A 17247-nucleotide genomic window follows, 5' to 3' on the forward strand; every position below is an offset into this window, starting at 1 on the left:
CGCGCCGGCCCCGGCACCGGCTCCCGCGCCGCGCGCGACCGCGCCCAGCGGCGCGGCGCAGACGGCGGTGGACACGGCGCTGGCCCAGCTCGGCGACCCGTACGTGTGGGCCGCGGCCGGGCCGGACGCCTTCGACTGCTCCGGCCTGGTGCAGTACGCGTACGCCGCCGCCGGCGTGGACCTGCCGCACTCGAGCCGGATGCAGTCGCAGATGGGCACGCCGGTGTCGCGCTCGGCGCTGCAGCCGGGCGACCTGGTGTTCTTCTACAGCCCGGTCAGCCACGTCGGCATCTACGTCGGCGACGGGAAGATGGTGCACGCCTCGACCTACGGCCAGCCGGTGAAGGTCGCCTCGATCGACTCGATGGGCGGCTACAACAGCGCCCGCCGGATCGCCTGAAGAAGGACCCCGTCCCGACCCCGTCCCGAGGCTCAAACCCCTGCCCCCCGCCGCGAGCCTGCCAGCGGTGGGGGGCGGGGGTCCTTCTCCGAGGGGTAGGAGGACGGGGTCCTCCGAGGGGCCGTCAGTGGCCCCGGAACGCCTCCGCGAGCCACCACGACGGCTCGTCGGCGGCCACCTTCGCGTCGACGAGCAGCGGTGCGTCCCGAGTGCCTCCCGCCCATCCGGCGACCCATTCGGCCACCGCGGCGAGGTCCCCGGGCGCGCGCACGGTCACCGCCGCGAAGCCGTGGCCGCGGGCGATCGCCGCGAAGTCGGTCTCCGGGAAGCGGACGGTGTCCAGCGGATGCCCGTCGGGGCCGAAGTGGTGCATCTCGGCGCCGTACGCCGCGTCGTCGTAGACGACGACCACCATGGGCAGACCCAGCCGGACGACGGTCTCCAGCTCCGCCGCGCCCATGAGCGCGCCGCCGTCGCCGAGCGCGGCCACCGGGAGCCGGTCCGGCCGGGCCAGCGCCGCACCGATCGCCGTGGCCAGTCCGAGCCCGACCGACTGGAACGCCTGGGTGAAGCAGAACCCGTGCTCGTCGGGGACGTCGAGGAACATGCTCGGGTAGCCCATGAAGTTGCCCGAGTCGACGGCGACCACCCGCTCGGCCGGCAGCAGGTCGTCCAGCGCGATGGTGAGGGTGCGCGGGTCGATCCGGTCCGGCCCCCCGGTGGGGCTGAACGGCACGTCGCGCCAGCGCACCCGCGCCGCGATCGCCGAACGCACCTCCGCCGACCGGTAGCCCGGGACGGCGCCCTCGCCGAGCGTGGCCGCCACGGCCTCCGCCGTCCGCCGGACGTCGCCCACCACCCCGATGGCGACGTCACGGTGGACCCCGATGGCCGACGGGTCGTCGTCGACCTGGACGACGACGGCGTCGGCGGCGAGCAGCCGGCCGTGCCGCATCGTCCACATGTTCAGCGCGCAGCCCCAGCCCACCACCAGGTCGGCGCCGCCGATCAGCTCGGCGGCCAGCGGGGAGGCGAAGCCGCCGGAGACGTCCAGCGACCAGGGGTTGCCCGCGAAGAGTCCCTTGGCCACGGCGGAGGTGGACAGCAGCGCGCCACACCGCTCGGCGAGCACTTCCAGCGCGGCGCGCGCCCCGGGCCCGCGGGCGCCCCGGCCGGCGACGAAGACCGGACGCCGTGCGTGCCGCAGCGCGGCCGCCAGCCGCTGCACTCCCTCGACCGCGAGCGCCGGCTGCGGCGGCACCGGCACCGCCGGCGGGCCCGGCGGCACCGGCAGCTCGTCGACCTGCACGTCCAGCGGCAGGTTGAGCAGCACGGTGCGCCGCCCGTGGACGGCGGTGCCGACGGCGGCGGCCACCTGGTCGAGCGCGTCGCCGGCGGAGGTGACCCGCATCGGCACCGCGCCCACCGCGGCGGCCAGTGCCGCCTGGTCGACGGCGAAGTTGGACAGCCGCGAGCTCGCCTCGGCGGCCAGCACGACCAGCGGCGTCCGGCTCTTGGCCGCCTCGGCGATCCCGGTCAGCGCGTTGGTCAGCCCACAGCCCTGGTGCACGGAGAGCGCGGTCGGCCGCCCGCTCGTCCGGGCGTACGCGTCGGCCATCGTCGCCGCACCACCCTCGTGGCGGGCGGCGACGAACCGAGCCCCGGCGGCGACCATGGCGTTGGTGACGGCGAAGTTGCCCGAGCCGACGACACCGAACGCGGTGTCGACGCCGCAGCCGACCAGCGCCGTGCCGACCGCCTCGGCGACGCCGGTGCGCCTCATCCCCGTTCCACCAGGGCGAGCACCCGGGCCGGCGAGCCGGAGCCTGCGACGATCGGCAGCGGCGCGGCGAGCAACACCGCGCCGGTGGGCGGCAGCAGCGCCAGGTTCTGCAGCTGGGTGAGCCCGTACTTGCCGCTGCCCATGAGCGCCGCGTGGCACGGGAACGGCGGGTCGAAGGAGTGCGCGGCGCCGGCGTCGGTGCCGACGGTCTCCACGCCGAGGCCGATCACCGGCGCCTCCTCGGCCAGCCAGCGGGCGCACTCGGGGGAGATGCCCGGCGTGTGCGGTCCGGCCTCGTCGGCGTTGAGGAACTGCTCCTGGGAGTCGGTGCGGGCGTCCCAGCCGGTGCGGTAGAGCAGCCAACCGCCGTCGGGCAGCGGGCCGTGCTCGGCCTCCCACGCCCGCACGTGGTGGACCTCGAGCAGGAAGTCGGGGTCGGCCGCGGCCTCGGCGGAGAGGTCCAGGACGGCGGCCGGGGCGACGAGCCGGGCGGCCGGGACGGAGGCGACGTCGTCGCCGTCGGCGCCGGTCACCCAGTGGTTGGGCGCGTCGAAGTGCGTGCCGGTGTGCTCCCCGGTGCGGAAGTTGTTCCAGTACCAGGCCGGGCCGCGGTCGTCGTACCGGCTGAGCTCCTCCAGCTCGAAGGGGGCGGTCTGGGCGAACTGCGGCGGGAGCGCGATGACCGGGGTCTGCGCCGACAGCGGGGCCGTGAGGTCGACGACCTCGATGCCGCCGCCGGTCAGCGCGGCGGCGAACGCGGACAGGGGCGACATCGGCGGGTCCTCCACGGAGCTCGGGGGGTGCGGTCCGGAGAGCATGCCGCACGCCCAGGTCAGCGGCCCGCGGCGGGTGCACCCTCCTGACGAGGGGCGCCGTCCCGGGAAGGTGCGCCGTCCCGGGGATGGCAGCGGACGGCGACGATCGCGACGTCGTCGTCGGGCCGGCGCCCGACGATCCGCTCGGTCAGGGCGTCGCACAGCCGGTCCGGCGGGACCGGACCGAGCTCGCGCACCGCGTCGACCAGCCGGGCGGTGCCCTCGTCGATGCCGGTACGCCCCTGCTCCACCAACCCGTCGGTGTAGAAGAGCAGCGTGTCGCCCGTGCCGACGTCGGCCACGGAGTCCGAGCGGGACCGGGTCGACTCCGCGCCCAGGAGGGTCTGCGGGTCGCCGTCGAGCAGCTCCACCCGGCCGTCGGCACGCACCAGCAACGGCGGCAGATGCCCGGCCGAGGCCCAGCGGAGGATGCGCCGCCCGGTGGCCGCGAGCTCGGGAGCCTGCTCGATCCGGGCGATGAGGGCGGTCGCCAGCGTGCCGATCCGCAGGCCGGTCAGGGCCGCGTCGACCCGGGTGAGCACCCGCGCCGGCTCCTCGTGGCGGTCGTAGGCGATGCCGCGCAGGATGCTGCGGATCTGGCCCATCGCCGCCGCCGCGTCGACGTTGTGCCCGACGACGTCCCCGATGACCAGCAGCGTGGCGCCGTCGGGCTGCTGGAAGGCGTCGTACCAGTCGCCGCCGACGTGCAGCGTGCTCGACGCCGGCAGGTACCGGGCGGCGATCTCCAGTCCCTCCGGCTGCGGCGGCGGGGTCAGCAGGCTGCGCTGCAAGGTCTCGGCGACGGCGAGCTGCCGGCCGTAGAGGCGGGCGTTGTCGATCGCCAGCGAGGCCCGTCGGGCGACCTCCACCGCGGTGGCGATCTCCATCTCGCCGTGCGGCGGACGGGTCGAGGTGTTGACCAGGCCGAGCACACCGAAGGTCTCCGCCCGCGCCCGCAGCGGGACGACGGTGATCGAGGCGGGGTCCAGCCGCTCCCACGCCGCGCGCACCTCCTCGCTGCCGCCGAACGCCGGCTCCGCCAGCGCCGGGTCGATCGTGGGCAGGTGGATGGGCTCGCCGGTGAGCAGCGCCGTCACCATGGGGTTGTCGTCGTTGGAGGAACGGACCCTCCCGCCCAGGTAGAGGTCGAGGTCGGCCAGCCGGGCCGGGTCGCGGTGCGCCCGCCCCTCGTCGGCCGGGCCACCGTCGTCGCCGAGCACGGTCACCACGGCCCAGTCGCACAATCGGGGGACGACGAGGTCGGCCAGCGTGGCCACCGACTCCCCGGGGTCCAGGGTGCTGGTCATGGCCTCGCTCACCTCGGCGAGGAAGCGGAGCCGGTCGTACTCGGCCGCCTCGGCGGCGGGGTCGGCGGGTCCGTCGGGAACCGGGCCGACGCTCCGCCGCAGCGAGACGTGCAGCCGGTCGTCCACCCGCTCCGCGGTCGCGTCGAGCCAGCAGCCGGCGGGCGGGTAGAAGCCCCGCCAGGTCACCCGCTCCCCGACGCTCCGGGCGTGCAGCAGGAAGCTGTGGAAGATCGTCCCGGCCAGCTCGGGCAGCGCGATCCAGATGTTGCGGCCGGCCAGCTCCTCCCGCCGGCGGCCCAGCAGGTCGGCGCTCGCCTGGTCGACCGCGACCAGGGTCCAGTCCCCGTCGAAGACGGCGGCGGCCCGCTGCCCCCGGGCCGCCTGCGGGCCGGGGACGAGCGCCGCGGGCACCACCGCATCGCTCACGTCGCCCCGCACCCCCGCTCGCAACCGCCGTTGTCGGAGGGAGGGTACGCCAGAGCACCGACAACCCCGGGAACGCGCTGGAACCCGGCCGAGCCGCTCCTCGAGGTGGACGGTGACCGCCTCGCCGGCCTCCTTCCCGATGGCCCGGTCGATGGTGCCGCGCACCTCGACCAGGCCGCGGGTGCCGAAGAACTCCGCGGAGCCCGGCGTCTGACGAAGGACCCCCCTGCCCCCCGCCGCTGTAGCGGAGTCGCTCGGTGACGGAAACCGTCACCGAGCGACTCCGCGTATCGCACGCTCCCGGCGGGTCCCTGCAGGGAGCCGACCCAGACGACCAGCAGCGAGGCCAGGACGGCGGCTCCCCACGGGGCCAGCGCCCGGGTCGCGGTAGGCGCCGACGAAGGCGACGAACTGCACCACCATGATCAGCGGTCCGGGGGTGGTCTCGGCCAGCGCCAGCCCGCGGACATCTCCCGCGGTCCGAGCCAGCCGTACACCTCCACCGCCTGCTGGGCGGTCCACCGCTGCTCGTCGACGAGCGTGCGCTGCATGACCGCGATCTGTCCGGCCGGGCCGCCGAAGGTCTGCAGCGAGATCAGGAACCAGGCCCGTACCGCGGTGCCGAAAGGGACGACGTCGGCCCTCCTGCAGGGTCCCGCCACGAGCTTGCGAGCGGCGGGGGGCTGTGGGGTCCCCGTTCAGGAGGCGCGGACGGTGGAGACGTCGAACTCGATCTGGATGCGGTCGCTCACCAGCACACCGCCGGTGTCCAGCGGGGTGTTCCAGGTCAAACCCCAGTCGCTCCGCTTGATCGCCAGCGCACCCTCGAAGCCCACCCGCGTGTTGCCGAACGGGTCCTTGGCCGAGCCGGTCAGCGTGAAGTCCACCGACACCGGCCGGGTGGTGTCGCGGATGGTGAGGTCGCCGGTGACGGTGTAGGTCTCCGCGTCGACCTGCTCGACGCCGGTGGAGACGAAGACGATCTCCGGGTACGTCTCGACGTCGAGGAAGTCCGCGGAGCGCAGGTGGACGTCGCGGTCGGCCTGGCCGGTGTCGATGCTCGCCGTCCGGATGTGCAGCGTCACCGAGCTGGCCGCCGGGTCGGCGACGTCGAGGTGCGCCGTCCCGGAGAAGTCGGTGAACGACCCGCGCACCGTGGTGACCATGGCGTGCCGGGCACGGATCCCGATGCGCGTGTGCGCGGCGTCGACCTCGTAGTCCCCGCTGACGTCGACGAGCGCGCTGGTCGCCGCGTCGAAGTCGGTGGGGTCCGCGTCAGGTGCCCGGTGCTTGCCCACGGTCGCCCTCCTTCCCGGTATCCGCACCATCCTGACGGACGCATCCAGGAGGGACACGCCAGGGTCCCGCAGCGGGCGGTCGGGGTCGATCCGGACGGGGCGCGAGCGGAACGGCTGTGCAGCGCCGTCCCCTGCGGAGGAGGATCGGGAGGTGGACAGCGACAGCGGCTGGCGACGAGCGGCGGCACGCGCCGAGGAGGCCGCAGTGCGCGTCCGCGAGCCGGCCGGACGCCGGCGCTCCATGGCCGCCGACAGCGGTGCCGGCGACTCCGAGGGAGCACGCCGGCGGGCCGCCGAGCACCACCGCGAGGCGATCGCCGACCGGGCTGCGGCGGCCGCGGACCCCCGGCACGGTGCTGCCTCCGCGGACGGCGCGTCCACCCCCCGAGCTCGAGGAGGGTCCCCGTGAGCAGCATCCCGACATCGACGCCACACCCCGACACCCCGGCCGTCCGGCCCCTGCCCGCCGAGGCACTGCACTCGCTGGCCGACCTCGAGGTGGCCCACGAGGAGCTGCGGGTCGCCGAGGAGGAGGTGCGGGTCCAGCAGGAGCAGATCGAGCTGCTGCTGTCCCGGTACGAGTCCGAGCGACGGTGGCGCAGCCGGCTCTCCGGTCTGGTGCCGGTCGCCCTGGCCCAGACCGACGGCGCCGGCAAGCTGGTCGACGCCAACGCGGCGCTGGCCACGTACCTCCAGGTGCCGCTGCACCGCCTGGCCGGGAAGCCGCTGGGCGTCTACCTGGAGACCGACGACGAGCCGACCTTCCGGTCCGCGGTCCGGGCGCTGTCCACCGGAGCGGCCGACCAGCAGCGGCTGCGGGTGACGCTGCACGGCCACCGCCACGGCCGGGCCACGGCCGATCTGTTCGGCTTCCCCGACACCACGGCCGGGCAGACCGCCGACACCCGGCTGCAGTGGGTGCTCATCCCCGCCGGGCACGCTGCGGAGGTCCCCGTCCGGCACGCTGCGGAGCCCCCCACGCGGGCGGACGGGGAGCCCGCCGCCGTGCCCACCTCGGCCGACCAGCTCGGGCTGGCCGCCGCCCTCGCCGAGCTCTCCACGCTACCCATCGGCGACGCCGACCGGCAGCGGCTGCTCACCCGCATGGCGGTCCTCGTGCAGAGCGCCGTCCCGGCGGCCACCGCGGTGAGCATCACCCTCGGCTCTCCCGCGGCCCCCCAGCAGCTCGGCAGCGACTCCGCCGTGGCCCAGGAGCTGGACGGCCGGCAGCTGCAGGCCGGGGAGGGCCCCTGCTGGGACGCCCACCGCACCGGCTCGGTGGTCGTCTCCCCCGACCTCCCGGCCGACGACCGCTGGCCGCAGCTGCGCCCCCTCCTCGGCGAGAGCCCGGTGCACGGTGTGCTCGCCGTCCCGCTGTGCGAGGGGGAACAGCCGGTCGGTGTGCTCAACGCCTACTCGGCGCGGGTGGACGCCTTCCGCGGGGACGGCAGGCGGATCGCCGAGCTGGTGGCCGCCGCGGTCGGTGGCGTACTGCAGAGCGTGGCCGATCGGGAGTCGCTGCGGAACCTCGCGGCCAACCTGGAGAAGGCGCTGACCTCGCGGGCGACCATCGACCAGGCCAAGGGCGTGCTCATGGCCCGGCTCGGGATCGACGCGGACGACGCCTTCACCCGGCTGGTCGCGCTGAGCAACCGGCTCAACGTCAAGCTGCGCGACCTGGCCCAGCTCGTCGTCCAGGGACACGCCGACGAGGTGATCGCCGCCGCGGAGTGACGGCGGCGCCCCGTCCCGGCCCGGTGACGTTCCCCCACCCGTCCCTTCCCGCGGACGCGGGCGGCGGTCCCATCGGCGGCGCTGCACCGAACCGTCGTTCGCCGACCGCACCCGGGGAGCGACCCGCCGCCCGGGCTCAAGTGGCCGCGTTCCCCGCGTCCAGACCGGCGAGCCACCGGCGGATCTCCGCGCCGTGCTCGTCGACGTCCGGAGGCGGCAGCCGGTAGCTGGGCCGGCTCTCCGAGAACCGGATCGGGTTGCGGACCGTCGGGACGGCCGCCGTCCCCTCTCCCGCGGCGACCACCGGGTCCAGACCCACCTCCTCGGCGAAGGCGACGCCCTGGTCGACGGTGTTGATCGGGCCGCAGGGCACGCCGGCGCCTACGATGTCGCGGAACCACTCGAGCTTGCCGCGGGTGCGCAGCCGGGCGGCCAGCAACGGCCGCAGCTCCTCGCGGTGCACCGTGCGGTCGACGTTGCGGGCGAAGCGCGGGTCGTCGGCGAGCTCCGGTGCGCCGAGCACCTCGCACAGCCGGCGGAACTGGGCGTCGTTGCCGGCCGCGACGATGAGGTCCCCGTCGGCGCAGGGGAAGGGCTCGTACGGGTAGAGGCTGGGGTGGCCGTTGCCCATCCGGAACGGGACGACGCCGCCGGCGACGTACGCGCTGGTCTGGTTGACCAGCCCGGAGAGGGCCGAGGAGAGCAGGTCGACCTCGACGTGCTGGCCGCGCCCGGTCTCCCGCCGCACGTGCAGCGCGGACAGGACGCCGATGGCGGCGTGCAGCCCGGCGATGACGTCGAACACGGCCACGCCGGCGCGGTAGGGCTCGCCGCCCGGGTCGCCGGTGAGGCTCATCATCCCGGAGATCGCCTGGACGATGAGGTCGTAGCCGGGCAGCGCCGCACCCTTCGGCCCGCTGCCGAACCCGCTGATCGAGGCGTAGACGACCCCCGGGTTGGTGGCCGCCACGGTGTCGAAGTCCAGGCCGAAGCGGTCCAGGCCGCCGGGCTTGAAGTTCTCGACGAGCACGTCGGCGCGGCGGGCCAGCTCCCGGGCGGCCGCGACGTCGGCCGGGTCGGCCAGGTCCAGCGCGACCGACCGCTTGTTGCGGTTGATCGCCAGGTAGTAGGTCGAGACCCCGTCGCGCACCGGCGGCTGCCAGGTGCGGGTGTCGTCGCCCCGGGGCGCCTCGACCTTGACCACCTCGGCGCCGAGGTCGGCCAGCAGCATCGTCGCGTAGGGGCCGGCGAGGACCCGGGAGAAATCGGCCACCAGCAGGCCGGCCAACGGACCCTGCGGCGCCCTCCCGGCCTCGTCGCCGGTCGGCCGGTCGGTCACCGGCCGCGCCAGACCGGGGAGCGCTTCTCCGCGAAGGCCGCCGCGCCCTCACGGGCGTCCTCGCTGGCGAAGACCGGCCCGACCAGCTCGGCCTGCCGGGCCCAGCCCTCCGTGGTCGTCCAGTCGGCGCTGCCGCGGACCACCGCCTTGGTCGCGGCCAGCGCGAGCGGGCCGTTGGCGGCCACGGTCGCGGCCAGCGAGAGCGCGCCGTCCAGCGCTCCACCCTCCGGGGTGAGCCGGTTGACCAGCCCGACGTCCGCGGCCCGCCGCGCGTCGAGCGGGTCGCCGGTGAGCAGCATCTCCATCGCCACGTTGGCCGGCACCCGCCGCGGCAGCAGCAGCGCGCCCCCGCCGGCGGCGACCAGGGACCGCTTCACCTCGGGCACCCCGAAGCGCGCCGTCCCGGCGGCCACCACCAGGTCGCAGGCGAGCACCAGCTCGAAGCCGCCGGCCAGCGCCCACCCCTCGACGGCGGCGACGAGCGGCTTGCGCGGCGGGGCCTGGGTGATGCCGCACAGCCCGCGGCCCTCGATCGACGGGGACTCCCCGCGCAGGAAGGCCTTGAGGTCCATGCCGGCGGAGAAGGTGCCACCGGCGCCGGTGAGGACGCCGACCCGCAACTCGTCGTCGGCGTCGAGCTCGTCGACCGCCGCGGCCACTGCCTCCGCGACCGTCCGGTTCAGGGCGTTCTTCGCCGCCGGCCGGTTGATCGTCACCACGAGGACGCTCTCGCGCCGCTCGACCAGTACCTCGTCGCTCACCGGGTCCCCTCTCGTGTTCGGTCGGTCTGGACGACGGCGCCGGACTCCAGCAGCGCGGCCAGCTCGTCGTCGTCGAAGCCCCACGCCGCCAGCGCCGCGCGGGTGTCCTGACCGGCCGCGCGCGGCGCTCCGCGGACCGCTCCCGGGGTGCGGGAGAACCGCGGCGCCGGGGCCGGCTCCGGGTGCCCCCCGCGGTCGGTGAAGGTGCCGCGGGCGGCCAGGTGCGGATGCTCCGGCGCCTCGGTCAGCCCGAGCACCGGCGTCACGCACGCGTCGGTGCCGGCGAAGGAGCGGGCCCACTCGTCGCGGGTGCGGGTGGCGAACGCGGCGGCGATCCGCGCCCGCTGCTGCGGCCACCGGGCGACGTCCAGCTGCGGGCCGTGCTCGTCGGCGTCGATGTCCAGGCCCGCGAGCAGCTGGGCGTGGAACTGCGGCTCGATCGCGCCGACGGCGACGTGCCGGCCGTCGGCGCAGGCGTAGGTGCCGTAGAAGGGGGCGGCGCCGTCGAGCAGGTTGGCCGCCCGCCGGTCCTGCCACAGCCCCGCGCCGAGCATCCCGTAGACCATCGTGACCAGGGAACTGGCGCCGTCGACCATCGCGGCGTCGACGACCTGGCCGCGCCCGCTGGTGCCCCGCTCCAGCAGCGCGGCGAGGACGCCGACGACGAGGAACAGCGAGCCGCCGCCGAAGTCGGCGCCGATGTTCAGCGGCGGGATCGGCGCCTCCGCCGTCCCGATGGCGTGCAGGGCGCCGGTGAGCCCGAGGTAGTTGATGTCGTGGCCGGCCCGGTCGGCCAGCGGGCCGTCCTGGCCCCAGCCGGTCATCCGCGCGTAGACCAGCCGCGGGTTGCGGGCCAGGCAGTCGTCGGGCCCGACGCCGAGCCGCTCGGTGACGCCGGGGCGCAGCCCCTCGACCAGCACGTCCGCGGACTCCGCCAGCCGGAGGACGACGTCGCGGCCGGCGGGGCTCTTGAGGTCGACGGCGACCGACGGACGGCTGCGGCCCAGCGCGTCGTCCTCGGGCGCGACCAGCGCGGTGCCGCCGCCGGGGCGGTCCACCCGGACCACGTCGGCACCCAGCTCGGCCAGCAGCAGGCAGGCGTAGGGGGCGGGGCCCAGCCCGGCCAGTTCGACGACGCGGATCCCCGCGAGGGGGCCGGAGGGCGGCAGCACCCTGGCACCGTAACGCCGCGTGTCCGGGCGTCGGCAACACGGCTGCCCTACGGTCGGCGTGGTGAGCGAACGCTGGTTCGACGACTACGTCCCGGGCACGACCGCCGAGTACGGCCCCCTGCGGGTGGAGGAGGCCGACGTCGTCGACTTCGGCCGCCGGTTCGACCCGCAGCCCTTCCACGTCGACGCCGAGGCGGCGGCCGCCGGCCCGTTCGGCGGGCTCGTCGCCAGCGGCTGGCACACCTGCGCCCTGATGATGCGGCTGCTGGCCGACGAGTACCTCTCGCCGGTCTCCAGCCTCGGCTCCCCCGGCGTCGACGAGCTGCGCTGGGTCGCGCCGGTGCGGCCGGGCGACGAGCTCACCCTGCGGACGACGGTCGCCGAGGCGCGGCCGTCGCGGTCCAAGCCCGACCGCGGGCTGGTCCGCACGCGCGTCGAGCTGCTGCGGCAGGACGGCGCCGTCGTCCTCACCATGACCGCGATGAACCTGGTCCGCACCCACCCGACCGCGTAGGAGGAGCGATGCCCTGGCCCGGCGCGACCGCGCGCACCGACCCCGACGAGCCGGCACTGATCATGGCCGGCTCCGGCGCGACGCTCACCTACGCCGACCTCGAGGAACGCTCCACCCGGCTGGCCTCGTGGCTGCGGGCGCAGGGGCTGCGGCGGGGGGACGTCGTGGCGCTCCTGACCGACAACCGGCTCGAGGTCTCGGAGGTCTACTGGGCCTGCCAGCGGGCGGGGCTGTACGTCACCGCGGTCAACCGGCACCTCGCCCCTACCGAGGCGGCCTACGTGGCCGCGGACAGCGGCGCCCGGGTCCTCGTGGCCGCGGCGACGCTGGCCCCGCTGGCGGAGGAGGTGCGGGCCGCCGTCCCGGCGATCGGGTCCGCCCTGGCCGTGGGCGGGTCGATCGAGGGCTTCGGGAAGTACTCCGCCGCGCTGGCCGCCGGCGACCCGGTGCCCTCGGCCGACCAGCCCCGCGGCGCGGACCTGCTCTACAGCTCGGGCACGACCGGCCGGCCCAAGGGCATCCGCCCGCCGCTGCCCGACCGGCAGGTGACCGAGCCCGGCGACAGCCTGGTCGCGGTGTTCGGCACCCGCTACGGGTTCGGCGCGGACACCGTCTACCTCTCTCCCGCGCCGGCCTACCACGCGGCGCCGCTGCGGTTCGTCGGCGTCGTGCAGGCCACCGGTGGCACGGTCGTGATGATGGAGTCCTTCGACGCCGAGGCGGCGCTGGCGGCCATCGAGCGGTACCGGGTCACGCACAGCCAATGGGTGCCGACGATGTTCGTGCGGATGCTCAAGCTGCCGCCGGAGGTGCGGGCCCGCTACGACGTGTCCAGCCTGCGCGTCGCCGTCCACGCCGCGGCGCCGTGCCCGCCGGAGGTCAAGCGGGCCATGATCGACTGGTGGGGCCCGGTGCTCGAGGAGTACTACGCCTCGACCGAGAGCGCCGGCATCACGATGGTCGGCAGCGAGGAGTGGCTCGCCCGCCCGGGCACGGTCGGCCGCGACGGCTTCCTCGGCACCGTCCACGTCGTGGGCGACGACGGGCGCGACCTCCCGCCGGGCGAGGTGGGTGTCGTCTACTTCGAGCGCGAGACCATGCCCTTCGCCTACCTCAACGACCCGGCGCGGACGGCGGAGGCCCAGCACCCCGACCACCCGACCTGGTCGACCGTCGGCGACATGGGCTACCTCGACGAGGACCGCTACCTGTACCTCACCGACCGGCAGTCCAACACGATCATCTCCGGTGGGGTCAACATCTACCCGCGCGAGGCCGAGGACGTCCTGGCCCTGCACCCGGCGGTGCACGACGTCGCGGTGATCGGCGTCCCCGACGAGGAGATGGGCGAGTCGGTGCTCGCGCTCGTCCAGCCCGCACCGGGCGCGGCGACCGCGGGCCTGCCGGCCGAGCTGGTGGCCTACACCCGCGAGCGGCTCAGCCACTACAAGTGCCCCGCCCGGGTGGAGCTGGTCGACGAGCTGCCGCGCACGCCCACCGGGAAGCTGCAGAAGCACCTGCTCCGCCGCCGCTACGCGCCGTCCTGAGGGGGCGGCCGCACAGGCGGGGCCCGGCCGGTCCGCGTCAACGGTCGGAGCCGGCGGGTCGCCCGATCGCGTCGAGCAGCCGCCGGCGGGCCGGGCCGAGCGAGGGGCCGTACCAGGTGAGGTCGCGGCCGGAGACCAGCGCGGCCCGGATGCCGGGGAACGCCTCCGGGCCGTCGTCCGCGGTGAAGACGTACGGCTCGTCGGGGAGGACGACGACGTCCGGGGCGGTGCCGGTGATCTCGTCGACGTCGACCTTCGGGTACCGGTCGGGGTGCTGCGCGAAGACGTTGACCAGACCGAGGCGGGCCAGCACGTCGCCGGTGAAGGTGCGCGGGCCGACGACCATCCACGGGTCGCGCCAGACCGGGACGGCGACCCGCAGGCCGGGACCGGGCTGGGTCACCGGCCGCCCCCACTCCGCCGCGGCCTCGGCCAGCCACCCCGGCTCCCCCACGCCGAGCACCTCACCGAACAGCCGCCGCATCGACGCGATCGCCTCGTCGACCGACTCGATGACGGTCACCCACACCGGCACCCCGGCCGCGCGCAGCCGGTCGACGTCCAGCCGCCGGTTCTCCTCCCGGTTGGCCACGACGAGGTCGGGCTCGAGCGCCTCGATCGCCGCCCGGTCGGGGTTCTTCGTGCCGCGCACGCGGGGCACGCCGAGGTCGGCCGGGTGGGTGCACCAGTCGGTGGCGCCGACCAGGCGGTCGGGCACGCTGACCGCCAGCGCCTCGGTGAGCGAGGGCACCAGCGAGACCACCCGCCGCGGCGGCCGCGGCAGCTCGACGTCCGTGCCCAGGTCGTCCTTCACACGTTGCGCCGGTACTGGCCGCCCACCTCGAAGAACGCGTCGGAGATCTGCCCGAGGGAGCAGACCCGGACGGCGTCCATCAGCTCGGCGAAGACGTTGCCGCCCTCGGTGGCCGCCCGCTGCAGCGCGGCGAGCGCGGCCGGGGCTGCGTCGGCGTGCCGGGCGGAGAAGTCGGCGAGCCGCTGCAGCTGGGACTGCTTCTCCGCCTCGGTCGCCCGCGCCAGCTCCAGCGGCTCGGGCGGGGTCTCCTCTCGGTTCGGGTCCAGGAAGGTGTTGACCCCGACGATCGGCAGGCTGCCGTCGTGCTTGCGGTGCTCGTAGAGCATCGACTCGTCCTGGATCTTGCCGCGCTGGTAGCCGGTCTCCATGGCCCCCAGCACGCCGCCGCGCTCGGCGATCCGGTCGAACTCGGCCAGCACCGCCTCCTCGACCAGGTCGGTGAGCTCCTCGGTGACGAACGAGCCCTGCAGCGGGTTCTCGTTGCCGGCCAGCCCCCACTCGCGGTCGATGATCATCTGGATGGCCAGGGCCCGGCGGACCGAGTGCTCGCTCGGGGTGGTCACCGCCTCGTCGTAGGCGTTGGTGTGCAGGCTGTTGGCGTTGTCGTAGATGGCGCAGAGGGCCTGCAGCGTCGTCCGGATGTCGTTGAAGTCCATCTCCTGCGCGTGCAGCGACCGGCCCGAGGTCTGCACGTGGTACTTCAGCTGCTGCGAGCGGGCGCCCGCGCCGTAGCGCTCCCTCATCGCGACCGCCCAGATGCGGCGGGCGACGCGGCCGATCACCGAGTACTCGGCGTCCATGCCGTTGGAGAAGAAGAACGACAGGTTGGGCGCGAAGTCGTCGATCGCCATGCCGCGTGCCAGGTAGGACTCCACGTAGGTGAAGCCGTTGGCGAGGGTGAAGGCCAGCTGGCTGATCGGGTTCGCCCCGGCCTCGGCGATGTGGTAGCCCGAGATCGAGACCGAGTAGAAGTTGCGCACCTTGTGCTGGATGAACCACTCCTGGATGTCGGCCATGCAGCGCAGCGCGAACTCGGTGGAGAAGATGCAGGTGTTCTGGCCCTGGTCCTCCTTGAGGATGTCGGCCTGCACCGTGCCGCGGACGGTGGCCAGCACCCACGCGCGGACCTCCTCGGCCTCGGCGGCGTCGGGCTCGCGGCCCTCCTCCTCGCGGAACCGGTCCAGCCGCTGGTCGATCGCGGTGTTGAGGAACATCGCGAGGATCGCCGGCGCCGGGCCGTTGATGGTCATCGACACCGACGTCGTCGGGTCGCACAGGTCGAAGCCCCCGTAGAGCACCTCCATGTCCTCGAGCGTGGCGATGGAGACCCCGGACGTGCCGACCTTGCCGTAGACGTCCGGGCGCGGGTCGGGGTCGCGGCCGTAGAGGGTCACCGAGTCGAACGCCGTCGACAGCCGGGTCGCCTCGTTGCCGTGGCTGAGCATCTTGAAGCGGCGGTTGGTGCGGAAGGCGTCGCCCTCGCCGGCGAACATCCGGGCCGGCGCCTCGCCGGACCGCTTGAACGGGAAGACCCCGGCGGTGAACGGGTAGGCGCCGGGCAGGTTCTCCCGCCGCAGGAAGCGCAGCAGCTCCGCCTCGTCCTGCGTGCGCGGCAGCGAGACCCGGCGGACCTTCGACCCCGAGAGCGTCTCGCGGGTCAGCGGCGTGCGGATCTCCTTGCCGCGCACCGTGTAGACGTACTCGTCGCTGGAGTACTGCTCGACCCGGGCCGGCCACTCCTCCAGCAGCTCGCGCACGTCGGGCCGCAGCTCGCGATCGGCCGCCTCGACCGCGGCCCGGGCGGCCTCGGCGGCGTCCCCGTCCAGCACCTCGGCGGCCGTGCGCAGGTGCTGCCGGCGGCGGACCACGTCGGCCTGCGCCTCGGTGGTGGCGTGGTACCCCCGCACCGCCTCGGCGATCTCGGCCAGGTACCGCGACCGCTGCGCCGGCACCACGCTGGTCAGCCCGGACGACGCCCGCACGTCGACCCGCGGCAGGACGCCGGAGCCCGCGGGCAGGCCCTGCTCGATGAGCAGGCCGAGCAGGTGCTGGTAGAGCGCGGTCACGCCGTCGTCGTTGAACCGGGCGGCGCTGGTGCCGTAGACCGGCATCTGCTCCCAGGGCTGGCCGAAGGCCTCGCGGTTGCGCACCATCTGCCGGGCGACGTCGCGGCGGGCGTCCTCGGCCCCGCGCCGCTCGTATTTGTTGATCGCCACGACGTCGGCGAAGTCGAGCATGTCGATCTTCTCCAGCTGCGAGGCGGCGCCGAACTCCGGCGTCATCACGTACAGCGCGACGTCGCTGAACGGGATGATCCCGGCGTCGCCCTGCCCGATGCCCGGCGTCTCCACGATCACCAGGTCGAAGCCGGCCGCCTTCACCGCGCACAGCACGTCGTCCAGGTGCTCGGGCGTCTCCGCCCCGGCCGACCGGGTGGCCAGCGAGCGGAAAAAGGTGTGCGACCCCTCCCCGGCCTCCAGGGCGTTCATCCGAATCCGGTCGCCCAGCAGCGCCCCGCCGCCGCGGCGCCGGGTGGGGTCGATCGCCAGGACGGCGACCCGCAGCTTGTCCTCCTGGTCGGTCCGCAGCCGGCGCAGCAGCTCGTCGGTCAGCGAGGACTTGCCCGAGCCACCGGTGCCGGTGATGCCCAGCACCGGCACCGTCCGCGCGGCCGCCGCCTCCCGCACCCGCGCCGCGAGATCCGGGTCGCGGCCGGACTCCAGCACGGTGATGGCCCGGGCCAGCGCAGCCGGGTCGCCGGTCAGCAGCGCCTCGACGTCCGGGCCGTCCTCCGCCAGGTCGACGTCGCACTCCCGGACCAGCTCGTTGATCATCCCGGGCAGGCCGAGGCGCTGGCCGTCCTCCGGGCTGAAGATGCGGACGCCCTGCTCGCGCAGCGCGGCGATCTCCTCCGGCACGATCACGCCCCCGCCGCCACCGAACACCTTCACGTGCCCGGCGCCGGCCTCGGCCAGCCGCTCCACCAGGTAGCCGAAGTACTCGACGTGCCCGCCCTGGTAGGAGGAGATCGCCACCCCCTGTACGTCCTCCTCCAGCGCCGCCCGGACGACGGAGTCGACGCTGCGGTCGTGCCCGAGGTGCACCACCTCCGCGCCCTGGCTCTGCAGCAGCCGGCGCATCACGTTGATCGCGGCGTCGTGGCCGTCGAACAGGCTCGCCGCGGTCACGAAGCGCACCGGGTGGACGGGGACGTGCAGGTCGGACGGCTTGCCGGGCATGCCACTCCCTCGGGTTCGGATCCCCGCGGACCGCGGGACCGAATTAGTAGGACGTCCTAGTATCTCACCGACGAGGCCGAGCGTCCATGGTCGGCGGA

General features: G+C 75.0%; 14 protein-coding genes and 1 pseudogene. 5 read left to right on the forward strand and 10 right to left on the reverse strand.

The features are described 5' to 3' along the window. Positions 1-400 (forward strand): C40 family peptidase (locus E4P41_RS12685; protein WP_135141614.1); only part of this gene is annotated, 400 nt, incomplete at its 5' end. 124 nt (positions 401-524) lie between these two features. Here the strand turns inward: E4P41_RS12685 and E4P41_RS12690 are convergent. The 5 genes and pseudogenes from E4P41_RS12690 to E4P41_RS12710 form a co-directional block, all read right to left on the reverse strand. Next, a complete protein-coding gene (locus E4P41_RS12690; protein ID WP_135141615.1) occupies positions 525-2183 on the reverse strand; it encodes a thiamine pyrophosphate-binding protein in 1659 nt (552 codons plus the stop codon). Continuing rightward, complete coding sequence (locus E4P41_RS12695) at positions 2180-2956, reverse strand: cyclase family protein (RefSeq protein WP_135141616.1); 777 nt, start codon at positions 2954-2956, stop codon at positions 2180-2182. The genes E4P41_RS12690 and E4P41_RS12695 overlap by 4 nt, the downstream gene beginning before the upstream one ends. A gap of 59 nt (positions 2957-3015) precedes the next feature. After that, positions 3016-4731, reverse strand: coding sequence for a GAF domain-containing SpoIIE family protein phosphatase (locus E4P41_RS12700; protein ID WP_245177310.1), 1716 nt, complete (start codon positions 4729-4731; stop codon positions 3016-3018). 387 nt (positions 4732-5118) lie between these two features. After that, positions 5119-5243 (reverse strand): annotated as a pseudogene (locus tag E4P41_RS23795) (chromate transporter); the annotation flags it as partial. A 186-nt stretch (positions 5244-5429) separates the two neighbouring features. Further along, positions 5430-6029, reverse strand: a complete 600-nt coding sequence (locus E4P41_RS12710; RefSeq protein ID WP_209307692.1) for a YceI family protein — start codon at positions 6027-6029, stop codon at positions 5430-5432. A 151-nt stretch (positions 6030-6180) separates the two neighbouring features. On the opposite strand from E4P41_RS12710, the gene E4P41_RS22150 reads away from it, so the two are divergent. Together E4P41_RS22150 and E4P41_RS12715 are read left to right on the forward strand one after the other, a co-directional pair. Continuing rightward, positions 6181-6438: a hypothetical protein gene (locus E4P41_RS22150; protein ID WP_167761063.1), complete on the forward strand. Its 258-nt coding sequence runs from the start codon at positions 6181-6183 to the stop codon at positions 6436-6438. Next, complete coding sequence (locus tag E4P41_RS12715) at positions 6435-7763, forward strand: ANTAR domain-containing protein (protein WP_167761064.1); 1329 nt, start codon at positions 6435-6437, stop codon at positions 7761-7763. Before E4P41_RS22150 ends, E4P41_RS12715 begins: the two co-directional genes overlap by 4 nt. 136 nt (positions 7764-7899) lie before the next feature. Here E4P41_RS12715 and E4P41_RS12720 read toward each other — a convergent pair whose 3' ends face one another. From E4P41_RS12720 to E4P41_RS12730, 3 genes are read right to left on the reverse strand one after another with little or no spacing between them, the layout of a single operon-like run. After that, complete coding sequence (locus E4P41_RS12720) at positions 7900-9102, reverse strand: CoA transferase (protein ID WP_167761065.1); 1203 nt, start codon at positions 9100-9102, stop codon at positions 7900-7902. Continuing rightward, entirely contained in the window at positions 9099-9863 is a 765-nt protein-coding gene (locus E4P41_RS12725; protein WP_135141619.1) for a crotonase/enoyl-CoA hydratase family protein, read from the reverse strand. Before E4P41_RS12725 ends, E4P41_RS12720 begins: the two co-directional genes overlap by 4 nt. Then, positions 9860-11035 (reverse strand): CaiB/BaiF CoA-transferase family protein, encoded by a 1176-nt coding sequence (locus E4P41_RS12730; protein WP_135141620.1) that lies wholly within the window; start codon positions 11033-11035, stop codon positions 9860-9862. The genes E4P41_RS12725 and E4P41_RS12730 overlap by 4 nt, the downstream gene beginning before the upstream one ends. Before the next feature lie 61 nt (positions 11036-11096). Here E4P41_RS12730 and E4P41_RS12735 point away from each other — a divergent pair, with 61 nt between their 5' ends. Both E4P41_RS12735 and E4P41_RS12740 read left to right on the forward strand, forming a co-directional pair. After that, positions 11097-11549: a MaoC family dehydratase gene (locus E4P41_RS12735; protein ID WP_135141621.1), complete on the forward strand. Its 453-nt coding sequence runs from the start codon at positions 11097-11099 to the stop codon at positions 11547-11549. An 8-nt stretch (positions 11550-11557) separates the two neighbouring features. Then, entirely contained in the window at positions 11558-13096 is a 1539-nt protein-coding gene (locus E4P41_RS12740) for an acyl-CoA synthetase (RefSeq protein ID WP_135141622.1), read from the forward strand. A 37-nt stretch (positions 13097-13133) separates the two neighbouring features. Here the strand turns inward: E4P41_RS12740 and E4P41_RS12745 are convergent, their stop codons facing one another. Both E4P41_RS12745 and icmF read right to left on the reverse strand, forming a co-directional pair. After that, a complete protein-coding gene (locus tag E4P41_RS12745; RefSeq protein WP_135141623.1) occupies positions 13134-13910 on the reverse strand; it encodes a helical backbone metal receptor in 777 nt (258 codons plus the stop codon). Further along, entirely contained in the window at positions 13907-17149 is a 3243-nt protein-coding gene (gene icmF / locus E4P41_RS12750) for a fused isobutyryl-CoA mutase/GTPase IcmF (RefSeq protein ID WP_135141624.1), read from the reverse strand. Before icmF ends, E4P41_RS12745 begins: the two co-directional genes overlap by 4 nt. Between the last annotated feature and the right edge of the window lie 98 nt (positions 17150-17247).

Source organism: Geodermatophilus sp. DF01-2 (genome assembly GCF_004571065.1).
Taxonomy (GTDB): Bacteria; Actinomycetota; Actinomycetes; order Mycobacteriales; family Geodermatophilaceae; genus Geodermatophilus.